At 70.9% G+C, this 20,811-nt stretch carries 16 protein-coding genes, 1 pseudogene and 1 other annotated feature; of the genes and pseudogenes, 13 read left to right on the top strand and 4 right to left on the bottom strand.

Features of this window, described 5'->3' with window-relative positions; translation table 11 throughout:
- Positions 1–397: 397 nt before the first annotated feature.
- The 6 genes from EGX94_RS05555 (at position 398) to EGX94_RS05530 (ending at position 8,151) form a co-directional block, all read left to right on the top strand.
- Entirely contained in the window at positions 398–2,173 is a 1,776-nt protein-coding gene (locus EGX94_RS05555; RefSeq protein ID WP_021796875.1) for a DEAD/DEAH box helicase, read from the top strand.
- 353 nt (positions 2,174–2,526) lie between these two features.
- The gene (locus tag EGX94_RS05550; RefSeq protein ID WP_021796869.1) at positions 2,527–3,186 is read left to right on the top strand and encodes a SanA/YdcF family protein; all 660 of its coding nucleotides are present in this window, start codon (positions 2,527–2,529) and stop codon (positions 3,184–3,186) included.
- 291 nt (positions 3,187–3,477) lie between these two features.
- Positions 3,478–5,112, top strand: coding sequence for an arginine--tRNA ligase (gene argS, locus EGX94_RS05545; protein WP_021796887.1), 1,635 nt, complete (start codon positions 3,478–3,480; stop codon positions 5,110–5,112).
- Positions 5,109–5,978, top strand: a complete 870-nt coding sequence (larE, locus tag EGX94_RS05540; RefSeq protein ID WP_021796885.1) for an ATP-dependent sacrificial sulfur transferase LarE — start codon at positions 5,109–5,111, stop codon at positions 5,976–5,978. The genes argS and larE overlap by 4 nt, the downstream gene beginning before the upstream one ends.
- Entirely contained in the window at positions 5,971–6,696 is a 726-nt protein-coding gene (gene larB, locus EGX94_RS05535; RefSeq protein ID WP_021796871.1) for a nickel pincer cofactor biosynthesis protein LarB, read from the top strand. Before larE ends, larB begins: the two co-directional genes overlap by 8 nt.
- A 27-nt stretch (positions 6,697–6,723) precedes the next feature.
- Entirely contained in the window at positions 6,724–8,151 is a 1,428-nt protein-coding gene (locus EGX94_RS05530) for a LarC family nickel insertion protein (RefSeq protein WP_021796882.1), read from the top strand.
- A 415-nt stretch (positions 8,152–8,566) separates the two neighbouring features.
- On the opposite strand, the gene EGX94_RS05525 is transcribed toward EGX94_RS05530, so the two are convergent.
- The 3 genes from EGX94_RS05525 to EGX94_RS05515 form a co-directional block, all read right to left on the bottom strand.
- Positions 8,567–8,908 carry a hypothetical protein gene (locus tag EGX94_RS05525; protein ID WP_043120622.1) on the bottom strand — a complete coding sequence of 114 codons (342 nt, stop codon included), beginning with the start codon at positions 8,906–8,908 and terminating at the stop codon, positions 8,567–8,569.
- A 177-nt stretch (positions 8,909–9,085) separates the two neighbouring features.
- The gene (locus EGX94_RS05520; protein WP_021796876.1) at positions 9,086–11,536 is read right to left on the bottom strand and encodes an ABC transporter permease; all 2,451 of its coding nucleotides are present in this window, start codon (positions 11,534–11,536) and stop codon (positions 9,086–9,088) included.
- Positions 11,536–12,228, bottom strand: coding sequence for an ABC transporter ATP-binding protein (locus EGX94_RS05515; RefSeq protein ID WP_021796868.1), 693 nt, complete (start codon positions 12,226–12,228; stop codon positions 11,536–11,538). Before EGX94_RS05515 ends, EGX94_RS05520 begins: the two co-directional genes overlap by 1 nt.
- A 582-nt stretch (positions 12,229–12,810) precedes the next feature.
- Positions 12,811–12,931: a sequence feature (AL1L pseudoknot), on the top strand.
- Positions 12,932–12,957: 26 nt separating this feature from the next.
- On the opposite strand from EGX94_RS05515, the pseudogene EGX94_RS05510 reads away from it, so the two are divergent.
- From EGX94_RS05510 to EGX94_RS05495, 4 genes and pseudogenes are all read left to right on the top strand, one after another.
- Positions 12,958–13,225: pseudogene (locus EGX94_RS05510) on the top strand (IS30 family transposase); the annotation flags it as partial.
- A 769-nt stretch (positions 13,226–13,994) separates the two neighbouring features.
- Positions 13,995–14,930, top strand: a complete 936-nt coding sequence (locus EGX94_RS05505) for a dihydrodipicolinate synthase family protein (protein WP_021796872.1) — start codon at positions 13,995–13,997, stop codon at positions 14,928–14,930.
- Between the two features lie 202 nt (positions 14,931–15,132).
- Positions 15,133–16,452 carry an anaerobic C4-dicarboxylate transporter family protein gene (locus EGX94_RS05500; protein ID WP_021796884.1) on the top strand — a complete coding sequence of 440 codons (1,320 nt, stop codon included), beginning with the start codon at positions 15,133–15,135 and terminating at the stop codon, positions 16,450–16,452.
- Positions 16,453–16,546: 94 nt separating this feature from the next.
- The gene (locus EGX94_RS05495) at positions 16,547–17,542 is read left to right on the top strand and encodes a LacI family DNA-binding transcriptional regulator (RefSeq protein ID WP_021796883.1); all 996 of its coding nucleotides are present in this window, start codon (positions 16,547–16,549) and stop codon (positions 17,540–17,542) included.
- 224 nt (positions 17,543–17,766) lie between these two features.
- Here the strand turns inward: EGX94_RS05495 and ppgK are convergent, their stop codons facing one another.
- A complete protein-coding gene (ppgK, locus tag EGX94_RS05490; protein WP_021798021.1) occupies positions 17,767–18,510 on the bottom strand; it encodes a polyphosphate--glucose phosphotransferase in 744 nt (247 codons plus the stop codon).
- A gap of 442 nt (positions 18,511–18,952) precedes the next feature.
- Here ppgK and EGX94_RS05485 point away from each other — a divergent pair, with 442 nt between their 5' ends.
- The 3 genes from EGX94_RS05485 (at position 18,953) to gatB (ending at position 20,628) form a co-directional block, all read left to right on the top strand.
- Positions 18,953–19,723, top strand: coding sequence for a DeoR/GlpR family DNA-binding transcription regulator (locus tag EGX94_RS05485; RefSeq protein ID WP_021798034.1), 771 nt, complete (start codon positions 18,953–18,955; stop codon positions 19,721–19,723).
- A complete protein-coding gene (locus EGX94_RS05480) occupies positions 19,720–20,187 on the top strand; it encodes a PTS sugar transporter subunit IIA (protein ID WP_021798038.1) in 468 nt (155 codons plus the stop codon). The genes EGX94_RS05485 and EGX94_RS05480 overlap by 4 nt, the downstream gene beginning before the upstream one ends.
- Before the next feature lie 162 nt (positions 20,188–20,349).
- Entirely contained in the window at positions 20,350–20,628 is a 279-nt protein-coding gene (gene gatB / locus EGX94_RS05475; protein WP_043122250.1) for a PTS galactitol transporter subunit IIB, read from the top strand.
- The last annotated feature ends 183 nt before the right edge of the window (positions 20,629–20,811 follow it).

Here is a 20,811-nt window from a genome sequence, read left to right as displayed (position 1 = left end):
GCGTTCCGGTCGCTCGGCACTGTGCACTGGTCGCGGAGCGTCTGTGAGACGGTGCCCGGAATTCTCTCACACTCATCCGTTCACCTCCGGCCGTGTGGCCGCGCGGACCCGAGAGGAGCCGAACGGATCCATTATCCTTCGCGGGAATGCGTCTGCCAAGTCAACGGGGTCCGTTCCGGGGGTCATGAGGGGTGGTGTTCCGCCCGGGTGGGAGCTCCTCGAGCGGGCCCGCGACCGTCCGCGGACCTCGGGCCTCCCTCCCGGGGCCCGGGGCGACTAGCATGAGGGGCCTTGCGGTCCGGGCTCCGACGGTGCCCCCGGCACCCGCCGAACGGTCCGCGAGGCGTCCCGGAACGGACGTTGGCAGGGAAGGACGATCGGATCGAGGGGAGGCTCGGTGAGCGCCTCGGCTTTCGAGCATCTGTCTCCGGCCTTCCCCGGCCGCGCCCCGTGGGGCACCTCGGGCCGACTGCGCGCCTGGCAGCGCGCCGCCCTCGACCTCTACACCGCGTCGGCGCCGCGCGACTTCCTCGCCGTGGCGACCCCCGGAGCCGGCAAGACGACCTTCGCCCTGCGGGTGGCCGCCGAACTGCTCAGCGCCCGTACGGTCCGGCGCGTCATCGTCGTGTGTCCCACCGAGCACCTCAAGACCCAGTGGGCCCGGGCCGCCGCCAAGGTCGGCATCCAGCTCGACCCCGGCCTGGGCGGGGGCGGTCGGCGGGGCCGCAGCCGCCAGTACGACGGCGTCGTCGTCACCTACGCCGGCGTCGCGGCCCGCGTCTTCCACTACCGGGCCCGCACCGAGAACGCCCGGACGCTCGTCGTCTTCGACGAGATCCACCACGCCGGCGACTCGCTGAGCTGGGGGGACGCGATCGCCGAGGCCTTCGAGCCGGCCACGAGGCGGCTGGCCCTGACCGGCACGCCCTTCCGCAGCGACGACACGCCGATCCCGTTCATCCGATACGACCGCTTCGACGACGGCTCGCTCCACTCGCACGCCGACTACACCTACGGCTACGCGCAGGCGCTGCGCGACCAGGTCGTCCGCCCGGTCGTCTTCATGGCCTACGGCGGCACGATGCGCTGGCGCACCAGGATGGGCGACGAGGTCGAGGCCGACCTGGCCGCGCCGCTGACGAAGGACGTCACCGCCTCGGCCTGGCGCACCGCCCTCGACCCGAAGGGCGAGTGGATCGGCTCGGTGCTCCGCGCGGCCGACACCCGCCTGAGCCAGGTGCGCGTCCACATGCCCGATGCCGGCGGTCTGGTCATCGCGGCCGACCAGGAGCTGGCCCGCGCCTACCAGCGGATCCTCCACCGGATCACCGGCGAACCGCCGGTCCTCGTCGTCTCGGACGACGCGAGCTCCGGCGAGCGCATCACCGGATTCTCCCGGTCCACGGAGCGCTGGATGGTCGCCGTGCGCATGGTCTCCGAGGGCGTCGACGTGCCGCGCCTGGCCGTGGGCGTCTATGCGACGAGCACCTCGACGCCGCTGTTCTTCGCCCAGGCCGTCGGGCGCTTCGTCCGCACCCGACGCAGGGGCGAGCTGGCGACCGTCTTCCTGCCGACGGTGCCGATCATCCTCTCCCACGCCGCTCTGCTGGAGCGCGAGCGCGACCACGTCATCGGCCGGCCCCGCACCGACGAGGGGGACCTGTGGGCGCCGGAGGAGGCGCTCATCGCCGAGGCCGACCGCGCCGAGGGGGCCGGCGACGACCTGCTCGGCCAGTTCGAGGCGCTCGAGGCGCACGCCTCCTTCGACCACGTGCTGTACGACTCGCAGGCCTACGGGCTGCCCGCCGACGCCACGAGCCAGGACGAGGCCGACTACCTGGGCCTGCCGGGCCTGCTCGAACCCGACCAGGTGAGCGCGCTGCTGCGCGAGCGGCAGCGCCGGCAGGTGCGCCGTCACGAGAAGGCCGACCGCCGGGCCAGGGTGCCGGAGCAGGTGAGTCTGCACAAGGCGCTGGAGGCCTCCCGCAAGGAGCTGAACTCGCTCGTGGCGCAGTACGCCCGCACCACCGGGGTGCCGCACTCGCACGTCCACGCCGCGCTGCGCCGCCACTGCGGCGGCCCGCCCCTGGCCCGGTGCACCGCAGAGCAGGTCGCCGAGCGCACCGCCGCGCTGCGCGAGTGGTTCCTGCACCCCGAGCGACGACCCCGCTAGTCGCCGGTCGGCTCGCCCCGGCCCGGGGACGCGCTGCAATGCGGCCGGAGCATTGACAAGGTGCGGTCGGTTGACAAGGTGCGGCCGGCCCGCCCCGGGACGCCGCCTCCGAGGGGAGGGCTTGTTCGCAGGAGGCTCGGCGAAAGGTATGACCCCTGGTCATGGTTGGGTCCATGGGTGCTGCGAGCAAGCCTCGAAGCATCATTGGAGGACTCGCTGTCCGCCTCGGCTCGGGGCGCCGCCGGGGTCGGCGGCGCCCGGCCCCCGGTCAGGTTCCGGCAGCCGCCCCGGGCGCGGGTAGCCTCGGAGGGGTTCCCCACGGGGAACAGCCCGACCTCGAGAGGAGCCTCACGGTGATCAAGTTCCTACGCCGGCTCATCGGCACCGTCATCGTGCTGGCCGTCGTCGTCGTGGTGGGCTGCTTCGCCTGGGTGCGCACGGTCGCGCGCGACCGCGTCGTCAGCGCGGGCGAGGCGCCCTACCGGGACGTCGCCCTCGTCCTGGGGGCTGGTCTGACGTCCGACGGGACGCCGTCGCCGTACCTGTCGGGGCGTCTCGACGAGGCCATCGCGCTCTACCGGGCCGGTTCGGTGAGCGTCGTCCTCGTCAGCGGGGACAACCGCACCACCTCGTACTCCGAACCGAGCGCGATGGCCGACTACCTCATCGACCGCGGCATCCCCGAGGACGACGTGATCGCCGACTACGCCGGGCTCGACACCTACGACTCCTGCTACCGGGCGCGCGACATCTTCGGCGTCTCCTCGGTGACCGTGATCGGGCAGAGCTACCACATCGCCCGCGCCGTCACGACCTGCCGGATGCTCGGTCTGGACGCCATCGGCGTCGGCAACGAGCAGCCCCACGGCACGAGCACCTGGCGCCGGGGCGTCGTCCGCGAGCTCGGGTCGAACGTGAAGCTCGCCGTCGACCTGCTCAGGCGCCGCGAGGCCACCATCATGGGGGAGAGGGAGACCTCGGTCACCGACGCGCTGGCCCGCCACGGGCACTGACCCCGGCCCCGTCTCGCAGGGCCCGGTCCGGTCCCTCCCGGCATGCGCGCCATCGACGCCGCGCCCTCCGGGCGCTGTCCGGTCGCACCGATCCGGGGCGCCCGGTCCCTCGGCTCCGGTGCGGACGTTGCCCGAATGCGGCTGTGAGCGTCCGCCCGTGAACAGTGCGCGGGTGGTCGCCGCAGCTGCGGTCGAGGGACGGGCGAGGGGCCCTGGTCGGCCGCCGCGCCCGGCGGCGAGGCGGTTGCAGGCGGGGCCGGGCGGTCCCCGGGCCGTGGGACAATGGGGCCCATGTCGTCTCTGCCGTCCCAGCTGGCCGCCCGCATCGAGGCCGTTGCCGGCGCCGATCCCGAACTGCGGCCCGCGACGAGGCCCCAGTTCGGGCACTTCCAGTCGAACGTCGCCCTGCGCCTGGCCAGGACCGAGGGGCGCCCGCCGCGCGAGCTCGCGGCCGGCATCATCGACCGGCTCGACGTCTCGGACCTGTGCGAGCCCCCAGAGCTGGCCGGCCCCGGGTTCATCAACTTCCGCCTGCGCCCCGACGTGCTGGCCGCCGCCGTCAACGACCAGTACGCCGACGAGCACGCCGGCATCGTCCAGGCCGAACGGCCCCAGCGCGTCGTCATCGACTACTCCGCGCCGAACGCCGCCAAGCAGATGCACGTCGGGCATCTGCGCTCGACGATCATCGGCGACTGCTTCCACCGCGTCCTCGCGGCGAAGGGCCACACGGTCATCCCGCAGAACCACATCGGCGACTGGGGCCGACAGTTCGGCATGCTCATCGAGCAGGCCCTCGACGAGGGGCTCGACCTGTCGACCCTCGACCTGGCCGGCGCCGAGGAGCTCTACAAGCGCGCCAATGCGCACATCGAGGCCGACGAGGACTTCGCCGATCGCTCGCGCGACCGGGTCGTCGCCCTGCAGGCCGGTGACGGCCCCACCCGCGGGATGTGGGGCGCGCTCGTCGGCCTGTCGAAGGCCGGCTTCAACCGCACCTACGCGCGGATGAACGTGCGCCTCACCGACGCCGACTATGACGGCGAGTCGTTCTACAACGACATGCTCCCGCAGATCTGCGACGACCTGGAGTCCCGCGGCATCGCCGTGCGCGACGGGGGCGCCCTCGTCGCCTTCGTCGACGGCTACGAAGCCCCGGCCATCCTCCGCAACTCGCAGGGCGGCTACGGATACGACGTCACCGACGTGGCCGCCGTGCGCCACCGGGTCGACGACCTGCACGCCGACCGCCTCGTCTACGTCGTCGGCTCGGAGCAGACCCGCCACTTCAACCTCGTCTTCGCGCTCACCCGCCGGGCCGGCTACCTGCCCGAGGGCGTCGAGGCCCGCCACGTCGGCTACGGCATGGTGCTCGGCCCCGACGGCAAGAAGTTCTCCACCCGCGAGGGCACGGCCGTTCACCTCGACGACCTGCTCGACGAGGCCGAGGAGCACGCGTCCCCCCAGATCGCCCTGGCCGCGATCAAGTACGCCGATCTGTCGAACGCCCTCCAGAAGGACTACGTCTTCGACCCCGCGCGCATGACGGCCACCACCGGCGACACCGGCCCCTATCTGCAGTACGCGCACGCCCGGGTCTGCCAGATCCTGCGCCGTGCCGAGGCCGAGGGGCGCACGAGCGGCCCGGTCACCGTGCTCGAGGAGCCCGCCGAGCAGGAGCTCGCCCTGTGGCTGACCCGCTTCGGCGAGGCCGTCGACGAGGTCGCCGACGAGCTGGCTCCCCACAAGCTGTGCACCTATCTGTTCGAGCTCGCCACCAAGTACTCGGTCTTCTACGAGAACTGCCCCGTGCTGAGGAGCACGGGGCAGGTCCTCGCCTCCCGCCTGGGCCTGTGCGCGGCCACCCGCAGGGTGCTGGCCACCGGCCTCGACCTGCTCGGCATCGAGGCCCCGGAGCGCATGTGAGCACGGCACCGGTTCCCCCGCGCGACGGCGCGGATTCGATGGCGGAGCGGCTCATCGCGCACCTGCGGAAGGCGCTGCCGTCCGGCCGACTCGGCGTCGCCTACTCCGGCGGCGTCGACTCGGCCCTGCTGTGCGCCGCCGCGGTGCGGGCCCTCGGGGCCGACCGGGTGCTCGCGCTGCTGGCCGTCTCCGACTCGCTGGCCTCCCGGGAGCGCCGGCTCGCCCACGCCACGGCCGAGTCCATCGGCGTGCCCCTGGTCGAGGTCGTCACCCACGAGGGCGAGGTCGCCGGCTACGCGGACAACGGCGCGGACCGCTGCTTCTTCTGCAAGAACGAGCTGTTCACCGTCATCGACGAGCAGCTCGCCGCGCAGTACGGGCTCGCCGCGGTCGCCTACGGGGAGAACGCGGACGACCGGATGCGGCCCGACCGTCCCGGCGCCCGGGCCGCGACCGCCCACCGGGTGCTGCGCCCCCTCGCCGACTGCGGCGCCACGAAGACGCAGGTGCGCGCCCTCGCCCGCGCCTGGGGGGTGCCGGTCGCCGACAAGCCGGCGGCGCCCTGCCTGGCCAGCCGCGTCCCGCACGGAGATCCGGTGACGGCCGAGAAGCTGCACCGGATCGACGCGGCCGAGGACGTCGTGCTGGCCGCCGGCTTCAGCGACGCGCGGGTGCGCCACCACGGCCCCGTCGCCCGCATCGAGGTGCCGGCCGACGAGCTCGGGCGTCTCGCCGACGCCGCGCTGCGCCGCCGTCTCGTCGAGGGCGTGCGGGCCGCCGGGTTCCGCTTCGTGACGCTCGACCTGGCAGGCATCCAGTCGGGCGCGTTCACCCTGCCGCTCGTGGCCGCGGGGCGTCATGACTGAGTCCGGGCCCGACGGGCGGGCCGTCGACCGGCTGCCCGGCGTCGCCGAGCTCGACGCCGGTCGCGCGGTCCGCCGCGGCATCCCCGAGGCCGTCTACGGGCAGGGCAAGTCGGTGGAGCAGCTGGTCGCCATCGCGACGGCGCTGCGCGGGCGCGCCGACGGGCGGACGGCCCTGTTCACCCGCATGGACGCCCCGCGCGCCGAGGCCGTCGCGGCGGTGCTGCCCGGGGCCCGCTGGGACGAGCGGGCCGGTCTGCTGGCCTGGCCGGGCGAGCCCCCCGCCCCGAGGGGCGGGCTCGTCGTCGTCGCCTGCGCCGGCACCTCCGACATCCCGGTCGCCCGGGAGGCCTGGCTCACCGCCCGTCACCTGGGCTGCCGCGTGGAGCTGCTCGTCGACGTGGGGGTCGCCGGGCTGCAGCGGGTCCTCGCCCGCCGCGAGCTGTTCGAGCGGGCGGCGGCGGTCGTCGTCGTCGCGGGCATGGACGGCGCGCTGGCCTCGGTGGTCGCCGGGCTCGTCGCCGCGCCCGTCGTCGCCGTGCCCACCTCGGTGGGCTACGGGGCGTCCTTCGAGGGCCTGGCCGCGCTGCTGGCCATGCTCAACGCCTGCGCGCCGGGGGTGGCGGTGGTCAACATCGACAATGGATACGGCGCCGGGCACCTCGCCGCGCAGATCGCGCATGCGAACCTCGACCCGGACGACCAACGAACCGGTCAATGACACGAGCCGATCAGTGAGGAGAGCACGATGACGACCCTGTGGCTGGACGCATCCGCCGGAATGGCCGGCGACATGATGATGGGCGCGCTCGTCGACGCCGGCGCCGAGCTCGCCGCCCTCCAGGCGGCCGTCGAGGCCGTCGTGCCGGGCTCGGTGCGGCTCACCGCGGCGCCGACCGTCCGTGGGGGCATCCGCGCCGTCAAGGCCGAGGTCGAGGTGCTCGTCGACGACCCGCCGCGGCGCACCTGGACGAGCATCCGGGCGGCCCTCCAGGAGGCCGCGCTGGCGCCCGACACGAGGAGGCGCGCGCTGGCCGTCTTCGAGGCGATCGCCCGCGCCGAGGGCCGCGTGCACGGCGTCGATCCGGAGCGGATCCACTTCCACGAGGTCGGCGCGCTCGACTCGATCGCCGATGTCGTCGCCTGCTGCGAGGGGCTGCGCCTGCTCGGCGTCGACCGCGTCGTCGCCACGCCCGTCGCCGTCGGCGCCGGCAGCGTCCGCGCCGCCCACGGGCTCATGCCCGTGCCGGTGCCGGCCGTCGCGCAGCTCGCGCTGGGCTGGCCGACGGCGGCCGGTGTCGTCCCGGCCGGGCACCACGGGCAGCACCAGGACCACCCCGCGCCGGGACACGGCCACCCGGCGCATGACCACGGGCATCCCGGACCGGCGCATGCCCACTACGAGCAGGGCGACGATCATCCCGGTCACGACGAGCACGCCCACGCGCATCGGCACCACCACGGCGGCGGCCACGCGGCCGAGCACGCCGCGGGTCACCACGAGCAGGGTGGGGCCGAGGGCCCGCTGCCCGGAGAGCTCTGCACCCCGACCGGCATGGCCCTCGTCGCGGTCCTGGCCGAACGACCGGGCCCCCAGCCCGCCATGACCACCCGCGCGGTCGGCGTCGGCGCCGGCAGCAGGGACACGCCGGGGCGTCCCAATGTGGTGCGCGTCCTCGTCGGGGACGAGGACGCCCGGCCGGCCGGCTCCGACGGGGTCTGCGAGCTCGCCGCCACCGTCGACGACCTCGACCCCCGCGTGTGGCCCGAGGTGCTGGCCGCTCTCCTCGACGAGGGCGCCTTCGACGTCTGGGCCGAGCCCGCCCTCATGAAGAAGGGGCGCCCGGCCCACGTCCTCCACGTGCTCTGCGCGCCCGGGCGCGCCGACGCCCTGAGCACCCGCATCATGGCGTTGACGAGCACCTTCGGTGTGCGCCGCTACAGCGGGGTGGTCCGCGACGTGCTGGCCCGCGACTGGCGCACGGTCGCCGTCGACGGCCATGCGGTGTGGGTCAAGATCGGTCACCGGGACGGGACCATCGTCCGTGCCCAGCCTGAGTTCGACGACGTGCGGGCCCTCGCCGCGGGGCTCAACAGGCCCGTGGTCGACGTGCTCGCCGCGGCCCGTGCCGCCGCCGAGGAGGCGGGGCTGCGCCCGGGCGAACGGCTGGGGTGAGCGTCCGGCCCGTGCGGGGCGATGCGCACCATGTTCGACGGGGGCTGCAGAACGGCTCGTCCGGGTCCGGGCGCACAGGGGGATCTCCCGGGTTAGTACCGCAAGACCAAGTCGCGTTCCTGTTCGCTCCTTGACATGTCACCGCCCTGAGCTCCGCTGAAGATGAAGGATTTCTCGAGGGGGTGCGCACGAGGGACAAGCGGGCCTTGACACCCCACAATATCCACACCACCAAGAGGCATCGATGACTATCAGAGACTTGGTTCTGCACGTTTTGAAGAAGATTCATTGACTCTTCGATCGAACGGCTAACCCTGAGGGTTGTTCAAAGCCAACTCGTCATCAAGGAAAGATCCTAGTCAGGACTGGGTCCGACAAGGGTTTTGAATAAGCCTCCGGGCGTCGGACAGGATCTTCACGACGTCGCGTATCGCCGGGGCGTCCCGGAACCCGGCGCGGGCGCCCGTCCGGGAGGGCGGCCGGGCCAGGATGGTCTCGGGTTCCTGCTTCCGGGCGCGTCCTGGTTCCCCGCGTGCCCGGCCGGGACCCGGCGCATCCTGGTGGCCCGCCAGTCGGCCGGCCGTTCCTGCACCGTCCTCTCCGCCCGCTCGACCATCCCAGCGATGACGCCCGCATCGACGCCACGGGAGGCGTGCAGGACCGCCTCGGCCTTCATCCCGGCGAGCACGCGACTGCCGGAACGCCTCCTCCCCCCGACCAGGACGGCGGTCTCCTCCGGGGCGACCCCGACCCGCACGCCCCCACCGCATCCGAAACGGCACAGGGAACCCACGAAACACGGCCCCGTCTCATGACGGCCATATTACGAATAGCCGGCAACGCGACGAGTGAAGTACGAGCGGCCGATCGCTGCTCCCGCCGCGATCACTGGCGAAGGAGCAGCGGGGCTGGGGGCCGTAGTTCCAAGCCAGGCTCACTCCCTGTCCCTGAGGATCTCGGTCACCTCGATCCTGGCCAGCTTGATCCTGGCACCGATGTAGACGACCACGTAAGAGAGCGCAATGATCCCGATGATCGTGAGAGCCGCTGTCCAGCCGAGTTGGAACGGGGCGCCCATCGGTATGGACGAGATGATGGTTCGCCATACGGGGGTGAGGGAGACCAGCCCCAGCGGAATGCCCAGCACCAGCGACAGCGCCGCCACCGAAGTGTAGTTGTTGAGATACAACTTGGCGATCTCCCCTTCGCGATAACCGAACGATTTCATCAGGGCGATGCTGTAGGTGTCGCGGTCGATCATCATCCGAATGAAGAGTGTGAGTACGATGCAGAAGACGGCTATCGAAAGGATCACCAGAACAGACACTATCGGAGTTGTCATCCTCACCGTCCCCTCAGCTCCCCGAACCACGTCTGCGCGCGTCACTGTCTCCCCCACTCGTCCCTCACTGAAGTTGAGAGATCGGGTGCTGAGGGCAACGTTGTAGTAGTCGTCGGCCTCGCCGAGCAGTTTGCGGGTGTCCGCGATCGGCTGGAAGAGGTACAGCCCCGCTGCGTAGGGGACGATCTGCGACACGGTCACACGGTAGGAGGCGCCCTTGACCGGATCGGTGAGGAACACCGTGTCGCCTTTCTGCAGACCATAACGGTTGGCCAGCCCATCAGAGACCGCCACGTCATTTTCCGAGGCTTCATCGAGCGTGAAATCGAAGTAGCGGCTGTTCTCTGACACCCCGAGGAGGGTCACATCTGCCTGCGCTTCGTCCCCGAATGCCAGGCTCGTTGCCAAGGCCGGCTCCGCACCTTCGGGCACGTCGGTCTCCGGCACCTGCAGCATGTACATGTTGTCGAACTTCAGGTCGTTGCTGACCCTCGACTCATACGCGCTGATGCTGTTCTGCATGCCGAACCCGAACACCATGAGAATCACCGCCAGCAGGAGTCCGACCGCCATGATGACGTACGATCGTGATTCCCGCAGCGCCTGACGCGTGCGGAATCTCGACCCGAACGACCACCCGGTGAGGGACAGGCCCTTGCCTCCCACCTTCTGGGACGGGGTGCGGCGGAGCAGGTCCAAGGGACTCGTTGACAGCTTGTGACGCAGCTGCACTGAGACGACGATCGCCACCAACACAGGTGCTGCGACCAGCCCGATGAGCAGCATGACGAAGTCGAGCTGCGGCGAGGGGGATGGCACCGAGTAGTAGGCGGTGAGCTGGGCGAAATCGTTGAAGGCCTGTGCCCCCAGACTGCCCACGAGGGTCCCGACGACGCAGGCCAGCATGACGACCACGAGGGGCGGCATGAGGTACTGGAACATCAGCTCGCGCGGCCGCAACCCTATCGCTGACAGTGCGCCGATCGATGCGCTGTCCTGCTCGAGATTGTCGATGGCAAAGGCGGTCAGTACGTAGGCGGCGAGGAGCAGAACGAGGACGCCCGCAAAGAGGGCGGTCGTCCTGTTGACGGCTGCGTCGTTTGTCACAGTGATGATCCGCGGGTTGGTGTCGGCGGGCTGGAAGTCTGCCAGCATCGGGATCTCGACGGTCGCCGTCTCGTCGAGGTACTTCTGCAAACCGTCCTGGGCGTCGCTTACGCTTTGCAGCGACTCGCTGGCGCCCGGAGAGGCGGCCGCTGCAGCGCGAGCCCCCTCCGCCAGGCTCTTGACGGCGTCGCCGAGCCTTGTGCGCTTGTCCTGCTGCTCCTCGACCGTGTCGCGTAGCGCCGGATTCGAGATCTCGTCGGGTTCGACGGTCATCTCGAGCAGTTGGCTCCTCAGCTCGTCGGAGGTCGTCGAGTCGGTGAGCCGGTACGCGTAGCTGTACGTCGGGGCCTGGTTGCCGGTCGCGACCGCGTCGAAGCCCTGATGAGTCACAAAGGCAGTACCGAATGATTCGGGCGTCGTCGAGGACGAGGTGACGCTGGGGATGACATACGAGTAATCGGGGGTCGATCCGATCCCCGTGATGGTGAAGGTCCTGCCCGCCAGTTGGATGGAGTCGCCTGTCACCAGTCCGTGCGCGTTTGCATACAGCTTCTCGAGCACGAGGTCATCGGAGGACACCGGAAGACGCCCTTCGCTCAGCTGGATCTTGTTGATCGTGTCGCGAACAGGCTGCAGACGAACCGTGCTGTCGGCGGGCCCACCCGAGTCCGTCCACGGCTGCGCCTCCAAGGTGACGCCCCGATCCTTGAGCGATGCCAGCTGGGTGTCCGAAAGCGCGGCCCGCGTCTCGAACTCGCCATCCTCGATGTTCGCCGCGGATCGGAAGCCCTCGACGGTCGTGATCACCGATCCGGAGGAGGTCTGGATCGCGAGCATGACGCCGGTAGCGCCTGCGACCAAGAGAAACACCGCGCCATAGCGCAGCGCGTTCTGTCGAATCTCACGAAAGGATCTACGCAACCATGTGCTCAACATCACGGTTCCTTCACAGGGGTGCGGGTGTCGTTGTGCTGCCTCTCGATGATCCTGCCGTCCTGCAACCTGATCACGGTGTCACCCATGGTGGCGATCTCGCTGTTGTGAGTGACGATGCACAACGTCGCGCCGGTCTCGGTGTTGACCCGGGTGAGAAGCTCCAGGACATCGACTGAGGTGCGGGAGTCCAACGCCCCAGTGGGTTCGTCGCACAGAAGGAGTTGTGGCCGTTTTATCAGGGCCCGGGCGATCGCACAGCGCTGCTGTTGACCTCCCGACAGTTGGGAAGGGAACTTGCGGGCGTGTTCCTTCATTCCCAGCATCTCAAGGAGTTCGTCGAGCTGGAGAGGATCGTCCGTCAAGTTCTCGCACACTTGGATGTTCTCTTCCACCGTGAGGTTGGGTATCAGGTTGTACAGCTGGAAGATGAAGCCGACGTTCCTGCGTCGGTACTCGGCAAGATCGTGCCGCGATCGGCCTGTGATCTCCTTGCCAGCCACCTCGATGCGGCCCTCATCGGGTTGGTCGAGGCCGCCGATGCAGTTGAGGAGGGTTGACTTTCCTGATCCGCTGGCTCCGAGGACCACGATGATCTCGCCTTGATCGACCTCGAGCTCGACATCATCGAGAACTTTCACATAGCTGGAACCCCTGCCGTAGCTCTTTGACACTCCGCTGACCGAAATGAACACGGCTACACTTCCTTGATCGAGGAAGGGACGGGGATCCGTCGGACGACGCTGCGGGGTGGAGATGGAAGTGGCAGGGGCCGAGCACGGCGCGCGAGCGCACAAGTCCTCATCTCGACGACCCCCATTCGGCTGGTGGTTTGGTTGATCGCGACAACGAACTCATCGCATTGTATGCGCGCCCAAGTTCGCCGTCAAGGCTCCGACATGACTCGCGTGGAACATGATTCACGTGAAACGTCCGGGAACGTCAGTGCCTGTGTTGCTCCGGGTCTGGTGGGGGTTGGTGGGCGTACGGGCGTATCGCTGCCACGGGTGCATCGGGGAAATGTCAGGGGTTGCGGAAGTGGGTCACGCGGATGGCCATGGAAGCGTGTCGGGACCCTGAGGGGTTCAGGGGCGCGGTCCCGTAGGGCTGCTAACGGCTCGGGCGTCCGCCCAGAGGCGCTTCGCGCGTGAGCTGGAGGAGCTGAGACCGACGGGGCGTGGGTCCGGGACGACGAGCAAGGACGCTCAGCGGGACGGGGAGTGGGGGAAGAAGGCCCGCGCGGGCTTCACGGGCTGAAGGATCCTGCGGAGAGCGAGCGCATGGTTCGCCCGGGCGGGGCCTGACCGCCGGTGGAGTTCATCGACGACAACAGGGCGGAGCCTGTGGTCGAGCCGATCTGCCGGGTCCTGGACCGGCCCAGGGCTGCAGATCGCCTCGTCAACCCTTTACGCCGCCCGCAACCGTCGGCGCTGGCCGCCTCGTTCACGGCCCTGCCCCAGCAGCCGCGCAAGACCATCACCTGTGACCGCGGCGAAGAGCTCTCTGCGGCTCTCCGCGTGCGTCACGTGCGCCTTCGGACGGGCACGAGGGTCTATCTCGCCGATCCTCACTGCCCTTGGCGGCGCCCCACCAATGAGAACACCAACGGGCTCCTGCGCCAGTACTTCCCCAACGGCGCACTTCCCCAAGGGCGCCGACCTGTCCCGCTGGAGCGCCTCCGTCCTCACGGCATCGACGACCAGGCCATCGACCGACCCGGCTGGCAACCACCGGCGCCAGACGAACCAGTTCTCACAGGACCGGGGTTTGACGTTCCTGCTCATCCAGTGGAGACGTGCTCCATGCGGTGTAGCAGTCGGGCCTGCGGGACCCGGGGCTTGGCGTTCCCGCTCATCCCCCGCACAGCGCGCACGGCGGATCGCTGCCGGCCCCATGGGCCCCGTGCAGGGGCGGACGGCGTCACTGGGACCGAGGCGGGGACGGTTGTCCCCGCGGCGAACACCGTGCTCATCATGACGGCCCCATCGTTGCGGCGCAGTCGTCCGGGACAGTGCTCGCGCCCGCTCCACCGGCACGGGGCCCGAGCTCGGCGAAGCCTGGTGGCCAAAGGAGTTCGCTCCACCGGCACAGGGACCCGGGAGGCGCTCGACCGTGGGGCCCTGACTCGCCCCGCCTCACCGGTGAAGAGGGTCGGAAAAGGGCCAGTCGTCGGGTTGAGGGGCGGGCCGCGCCCGCCCCGTCGGCACGGGGCGCCTCAGAAGGCCTGCGCCGACGCCGGCCGGGAGCCGTTGCGTCTCTCACTGCCACGGATCAGTCCTCGCCCTTGCCGGGCTCCGGTTCGGGAGGGCTCTGGGATGACCCGACGGCGAATCGGTTCGCCACCGGCTCTTGCCGGGACGGGCTTGCGGACGCTATGTTAAAAACGTTCCCGCAAACGATTCCGTCACGGTCTTCGGAGGATGGATCCCAGCGGGACGTCGATCGCTCGAGGAGGAGCACAATGCCCATTGACATGCGTGGAATCAATCCGGCCCCGGTCACGCCCTTCACCCCCGACGGCGAGGTGGACTACGCCGCCATCAAGCGCCTGGGGAGCTGGCTCGGCAGCATCGACGGCGTGACGTCGCTCGTCGTGCTCGGTCATGCCGGCGAGGGGACCTTCCTGTCGCAGGACGAGAAGAGCAGGGTGATCGAGGCCTTCGTCGCCTCCACCGATGGCCGGCTGCCCGTCGTCGCCGGCATCTCGCTGGAGGGCACGGCCGTCGCCGTCGAGGAGTCCAAGTGCGCCGTCAGGGCCGGCGCGAAGGCGGCGCTCGTCTACCCGCCGCACGGCTGGCTGCGCTTCGGCTTCCAGAAGGGGGCGCCGCAGGACCGCTACCGCGCCATCTACGAGGAGGCCGGTCTGGAGTGCATCCTGTTCCAGTACCCCGACGTCACCAAGGCCTGCTACGACCTCGACACCCAGCTCGAGATCGCTGCCCAGCCCGGCGTCTTCGCCGAGAAGTGCGGGGTGCGCAACATGGTGCGCTGGGACACCGAGGTGCCGATCATCAGGAAGGCCAACCCCGATCTGCAGTTCCTCACCTGCCACGACGAGTACCTGCTGCACACCATCTTCGACGTGGACGGCTGCCTCGTCGGGTACGGCAACGTGGCCTCGGAACTGCTCGTGAAGCTGCTCGCCGCGGGCAAGGCCAGGGACTACCCGGCCGCCCGCGCCGTCCACGACCGGCTCTTCCCCGTCACGAGGACCATCTACCACCGCGGCTCGCACATGGAGGGCACCGTCGCGCTCAAGGAGGCCCTCGTGGCCCGCGGCGTGCTCGAGACCGCCACCGTGCGCTCGCCCCTGCAGCCGCTGCCCGCGGGCGCCCACGAGGAGATCGCGGACGCGTTGAGGGCCGCCGGGCTCGGCAGGGCCGAGATCCCCGCCTGAGTCCCCGGGCGGCGGGTGGTCGCACCGCTGCGCTCACCCGCCGCTCCCGGGCCCGGGGCCGTCCGGGCCCCTCGCCTCTCACCTTCTCCCGTTTCCTCCGCCCGTGGCCCCGTCAGCGCTGTCGGGGCCGGCGGGGCCCCGGCGCACGGAGCCCGCGCCCCGTGCGCACGCACCAACGCATCATCCCGGCAGGAGGCCGGTCATGGTCCTCGTTCAATTCCTCGTGCTGCTCGTCTTCATCGCCCTCGGAGCATGGATCGGCGGCATCGGCATCGCCTTCGCCGGCGGTGCGGGCGTCGTCGTGCTCGGCCTCCTGGGGGCCCACCCGGGCGACCTGCCCATGCAGGTGATCGTCTTCATCATGGTGGTGATCTACGCGGCCTCCGCCATGCAGGTGGCCGGCGGCATCGACTACCTCGTGATGCTCACGGACCGGTTGCTGCGCCGCCATCCGAAGTACCTGGCCGTCCTGGCCCCTCTCGTCACCTATCTGCTCACCTTCATGGCCAGCACCGGGCAGGTCTCGTTCGCCACGATGCCCGTCATCGTCGAGGTCGCGAAGGACAACAACATCCGCCCCACCCGCTCCCTGTCGGTGGCCGTGGCCGGCTCGCTCCTGGGCATCACCGCCTCGCCGATCTCCGCCGCGGTCGTCTTCCTGTCGGGCCAGTTGCAGAAGACGGGCACCGGGTGGGGTTTCGTCGACCTCATCCTCGTCTCCATCCCCGCCACCCTCCTCGGCACGATGGTGACGGCCGTGCTGTTCATGCTCTGGGACAAGGCCCGCGGCAACGACCGCCTCGACCGGGTGCCCGAGTACCAGCAGCGTCTGAGGGAGGGGACGGTCAGGCCCGCGAGCCACGAGGCCGTGACCCTCAGGGCCGGGGCGAGACTGTCCGTGCTCATCTTCGTCATCGCCCTCGTCGTGGTGCTGGTCTACTCGATCATCATCTCCGACCGCGTGCACCTCATCGCCGACCCGGTCATGGACGCCGGGCAGTGCCGGATCTGCGTGATGCTCGCCGCGGCCGGCCTCATCCTGGTGTGCTGCAAGGCGAGCCCGAAGGCCGTCCCCGGGTCGAGCATCTTCCGGACCGGCATGAACGCCTGCGCCTGCATCCTCGGCGTCGCCTGGCTCGGCACCACCTTCATGGCCGCCAACAAGGACTGGATCCAGGGCCACCTGGGCGGTCTGCTCGCCGGCAGCCCCTGGCTCTTCGCCCTCGTCGTGGTCGTCGCCTCGTCCCTGCTCTACTCCCAGGCCGCCAGCACCCAGGCGCTGTTCCCCACGGCGCTGGCGATCGGCATTGCGCCCGCCACCGTCGTGGCCTGCTTCCCCGCCACCTCCGCGCTGTTCATCCTGCCCACCTATCCCACGCTCCTGGCGGCCGTCGACCTCGACGACACCGGCTCGACCCATCTCGGCGGGCACTTCTTCGACCACCCCTTCCTGATCCCCGGGCTCGTGGCGACGGGCCTGTCCGTGCTCTTCGGGTTCGGCCTCGCCGCGATCGTGCGGTGAGGGCGGCCGGACGCCCCGGGGCCGGAGTCATGGCCCGGTCGGGCGTCCTCCCCGGCGGCTATGATGCGGGGGCAGCCGTCGCAGGAGGCCGGTCATGGATGGACGAGTCACCCTCAGGGACGTCGCGGCCCAGGCGGGGGTGAGCGTGTCGACGGCCTCGCGCGCCCTCGACGAGCGCCTTCCCCTCTCGCGCTCGGCGGCGGCGGAGCGGGTCCGTGCCGCCGCCGCCGATCTCGGCTACCAGCGCGACATCACCGCGTCGTCGCTGCGGCGCGGGGGCAGCGGCACCATCGGCGTGCTCGTGCCCCGGCTGTCCGACACGGTGATGGCGCTCATGTTCGAGGCGCTCTACGCCGAGGCCGCCCAGCTCGGTCAGTTCGCGCTCGTGTCAGTGTGCGGGGACGACCCCGGGCGGGAGCCTCAGGCCGCCGAGCAGCTGCTCGCCCGCCGGGTCGACGGTCTGGTGCTCGCCGGCAGCAGGCTCGACGACGCCCTCACCGCCTCGCTGCGCGCCCGAGGGGTCCCGCACGTGCTGGTGCTGCGTACCGACGGGGTGAGCCCCTCGGCCGTCTGCGACGACGAGCTCGGGGGGTACCTGGCGACGCGGCATCTGCTCGACATGGGCCACCGGCGCATCGGGGTGCTGCCGGGGCCGGTCTTCGCGTCCACCGCGCGGGGCCGGCTGGCCGGCCACCGGCGGGCCATGGCGGAGGCGGCCGTGGCGGTCGACGAGGGGCTGGTGCGCCCGAGCGGTTTCGGGTACGACGCCGGTGAGGCGGAGGGCCGGGCGCTCCTGGCCGGGCATCCCGACACGACGGCCGTGTTCGCCGCCAACGATGACCTGGCCCTCGGCGTGATGAGCGCGGCGCGCGGGCTGGGGCGCTCCGTCCCCGACGACCTGTCCGTCGTGGGCTACAACGACACCCCCGTCGCCACGGCCCTGCCCGTGCCCCTCACCTCGGTGCGGGTTCCCTTCCCGGAGGTGGCGACCCAGGCGCTGCGCCTGCTGGCGTCCGACGCCGAGGGGCCCTCGCGGGCCGTGGCCGTCCCCACCCTCATCCCTCGGGAGTCCTCGCGCTCCCTCGCATGAGCCGGGCGCGCGGCCCCGGCCGTGCGCCGCTCGAGCCGACGGCGCGCCGACACGGCGCGCGGCGGCGTCCCCCCGGCGTCCTCGGGCGGAGACGGGAGCGGAGGGCCCGCGGTCGGCGCCTCGGCTGCGGCCTGCAGGGGTCGGGGGCGGAGGACGGGAGGAGGGGGCGCCCGCCGGCCGGCGGATGCCCCCTCCCGCCTCGTCGGGCGGGAGGGGGCCGCGCCTCAGTCCTGCGCCGCGGCCAGCGCCGCCCCGATGATGCCGGCCTCGTTGCGCAGCTGCGCCGGCACGATGGGCGTGCGCAGGTCGAGCAGGGGCAGGAAGCGGTCGTGCTTCTTGCTGACGCCGCCGCCGACGATGAACAGGTCGGGGCACAGCAGCCGTTCGAGTGCCGCGTAGTAGCGCTGCAACGACTTGGCCCACTTCTTCCAGCTGAGGCCCTCGCGCTCGCGGTGGGCGGACGAGGCGCGCGTCTCGGCGTCGTGCCCGTCGACCTCCATGTGGCCGAGCTCGCTGTTGGGGATGAGCACGCCGTCGTAGAACAGGGCGGTGCCGATGCCGGTGCCGAGCGTCGTCATGACGACCAGGCCGCTCTCGCCGCGGCCCGCGCCGAAGCGCATCTCGGCGATCCCGGCGGCGTCGGCGTCGTTGACGAGCCGAACCGGCCGGTGCAGCTGCTCGGCGAGGAAGTCCTGGGCGGCGAACCCGGTCCAGCTCTGGTCGAGGTTCGCCATCGAGGGGGTGACGCCGTGGATGACCGGGGCCGGGACCGTGATGCCGACCGGGCCGGGGGCCTCGTCGCCGAAGTGATCCGCGATCTCGCCGATGACCTGCGCGCAGGCCCGCGGCGTGGACGGCTGAGGCGTGGGGATGCGCAGGCGGGGCAGAGCGAATTCGCCCTTGTCGAGGTCGGCCGGGGCGCCCTTGATGCCCGAGCCGCCGATGTCGATTCCGAGGGTGAAGGACATGGGCTCATGCTACGTGTCCGTCCTCGGCGGACGAGCTACGTGCCCGTCCTCGGCGGACGAGCTACGTGCCCGTTCTCGGCAGGCGAGCCACGTGCCCGTTCTCGGCAGGCGAGCCGGAGCCCGCTCTCCCCGGTGCGGCCGGAGGGATCGTCGCGGCGATGGGGTCGAGGACGAGACCGGCGTGGGCCGCTCCGCGAGCGAGGGGTCGCCGTCGTTCCGGGATCGCAGAAGCGGCAGCGGCGCCTGCCGGGGCGGGCGGGTCCGAGTCGCGGTCACCGGTTCGGCTCCGTCGGTCACGGTCTCGTGCGGGTCGCCGGTACCGATACCCTGACATCGGTCCCTTGGGGAAAATATTGGGAATTGATGGGAAAGTTGGTTGCGAATGATTGGGAATCATGCGTATGATGAGACCACGCCGGGCAACGGAGCACGAGGAGGGCCAATGCAGACCACGCAGCGCCGTCAGGCGATCCTGGCCCAGGTGCGTGCCCGGCGGTCCGTGAAGGTCGGCGAGCTGAGCACCGAGCTCGGCGTCTCGGCCGAGACGATCCGGAAGGACATCCTCACGCTCGACGCGCGCGGTCTTCTCGAGCGCGTCCACGGCGGGGCGGTCGCCGCGTCCAATCGCGAATCCGCCTACGAGAGCCGCAGGACGATCAACGCGCAGGCCAAACGCGACATCGCCGAGGAGGCCGCACGTCTGGCTGCGGATGCCAACTCGATCTACCTCGACTACGGCACCACCGCCTTCCAGATCGCCCAGCGCATCGCCGCCTCCGACCCCGATGTCATGGTCATCAGCGCCTCGCTGCCGATCATCACGGCGCTCCTGCCGTGCGAGCGCGTCCGGCTCGTCGTTCCCGGCGGGCAGGTGCGCCGCAACGAGAACTCGCTCGGCGGCCCCCTGACCGACAAGGCGATGCAGGGGCTGTTCTTCGACATCGGCTTCTTCGGCTGCGCCGGTGTCGCCGCCCGCAGCGGCGTCACCAACTTCGACGCCGTGGAGAACGCGATCTCCCAGTTGGCGGCCGACCACTGCCAGCGGGTCGTCCTCGTGGCCGATCACTCCAAGTTCGACCGCACGGCGACCCTCAGCGCGGCCTCCATCGAGGACCTCGACGACCTCGTCACCGACCGTGAGCCGGCGGGCGAGCTCGCCTCGCTCCTCGCATCCTCGCACTGCACCATCCACGTGACCCAAGGACAGACATGAGCATCCTCATCGACCCCGAATACGTCTTCACCGAGCTCGACGCCGAGACCCGTCAGGACGTCTTCGAGGAGCTCGGCGGCGCCCTCCTCGCCGACGGCCGAGTCAAGGACGACTACATCGCGGCGCTGGCCGAGCGCGAGGAGGGCTGCCCCACGGGCCTGCCGGTGCCCGGAGGCGTGGCCATCCCGCACACCGACGCCTCCCACGTGAACCAGGACACGATCGTCATCGCGACCCTGGCGAAGCCCGTCGCATTCCGCGAGATGGGTGGTGACGCCGACGACCGGGTCGAGGTCTCCACCGTGTTCATGCTGGCCCTGGCCAGCGCCGGCGAGCACCTCGAGGTGCTCCAGAAGATCGTCAAGAGCATCCAGAGGCCTGAGTTCCTCGAGACGATCCGGTCGACGACCGACCCGCAGGTCATCGCCGACACCGCGTCCGAGGCCTTCGGTCTCGACGCCTGATCCCAACCGAATCGCAACCCCTTTCCCGGATCAGCGGTTCCCGACGCTGATCCGCACGCCGGATGCCCATCGCTGCCGTTCGTGCGCCCATTGTCGGGTCGGACGGCCACCATGCCGACCGGTGTCCCAACCCGATCCCAACAATTCACAAGGAGAACCATCATGAAGAAGATCCTCGTCGCCTGCGGTGGCGCCGTCGCCACCTCCACCGTCGCCGCCGAGCACGTCCGCGGGCTGTGCAAGGCGAACGGCATCGACGCCGACGTCCAGCAGTGCCGCATCTCGGAGCTGGGCAGCCGCGCCGCCGAGGCCGACCTCATCGTCACGACCGCCAAGGTCTCCCGTGACTACGGCACGCCCGTCGTCCACGGCATCGCCTTCATCTCCGGCATCGGCGCCGACAAGACCGACGCCACGATCCTGGAGATCCTCCAGGGCTGAGCGCCAAGGGCCGAGGCCCCTCCTCGCCCGTCGTGTCCCCGCAGGGCCGCCGTTCCGAGGCCGCCGCTGCGCCAGTCGCAGCCCCAGCGGGGGAACCCCGCCCCGAACCGCCCGGGGCCCTTCCCCGGCCGCCGTGCGCTCTGCGGGGACCCTCTGGGCCGTCACAAGGACTTCCACCATGAT

Source organism: Propionibacterium acidifaciens (genome assembly GCF_003798325.1).
Classification (GTDB): Bacteria; Actinomycetota; Actinomycetes; order Propionibacteriales; family Propionibacteriaceae; genus Propionibacterium; species Propionibacterium acidifaciens.
Note: the sequence above shows the minus strand (reverse complement) of the source record. Positions and strands in the feature narration are given on the sequence as shown.

What these genes read in the sequence shown, in the direction of transcription:
- argS (WP_021796887.1), top strand. Translation starts at nt 3,478, where the DNA reads ATGTCGTCTCTGCCGTCCCAGCTGGCCGCCCGCATCGAGGCCGTTGCC.
- larB (WP_021796871.1), top strand. Translation starts at nt 5,971, where the DNA reads ATGACTGAGTCCGGGCCCGACGGGCGGGCCGTCGACCGGCTGCCCGGC.
- EGX94_RS05530 (WP_021796882.1), top strand. Translation starts at nt 6,724, where the DNA reads ATGACGACCCTGTGGCTGGACGCATCCGCCGGAATGGCCGGCGACATG.
- EGX94_RS05520 (WP_021796876.1), bottom strand. Translation starts at nt 11,536, where the DNA reads ATGTTGAGCACATGGTTGCGTAGATCCTTTCGTGAGATTCGACAGAAC.
- EGX94_RS05505 (WP_021796872.1), top strand. Translation starts at nt 13,995, where the DNA reads ATGCCCATTGACATGCGTGGAATCAATCCGGCCCCGGTCACGCCCTTC.
- EGX94_RS05500 (WP_021796884.1), top strand. Translation starts at nt 15,133, where the DNA reads ATGGTCCTCGTTCAATTCCTCGTGCTGCTCGTCTTCATCGCCCTCGGA.
- EGX94_RS05495 (WP_021796883.1), top strand. Translation starts at nt 16,547, where the DNA reads ATGGATGGACGAGTCACCCTCAGGGACGTCGCGGCCCAGGCGGGGGTG.
- ppgK (WP_021798021.1), bottom strand. Translation starts at nt 18,510, where the DNA reads ATGTCCTTCACCCTCGGAATCGACATCGGCGGCTCGGGCATCAAGGGC.
- EGX94_RS05485 (WP_021798034.1), top strand. Translation starts at nt 18,953, where the DNA reads ATGCAGACCACGCAGCGCCGTCAGGCGATCCTGGCCCAGGTGCGTGCC.
- EGX94_RS05480 (WP_021798038.1), top strand. Translation starts at nt 19,720, where the DNA reads ATGAGCATCCTCATCGACCCCGAATACGTCTTCACCGAGCTCGACGCC.
- gatB (WP_043122250.1), top strand. Translation starts at nt 20,350, where the DNA reads ATGAAGAAGATCCTCGTCGCCTGCGGTGGCGCCGTCGCCACCTCCACC.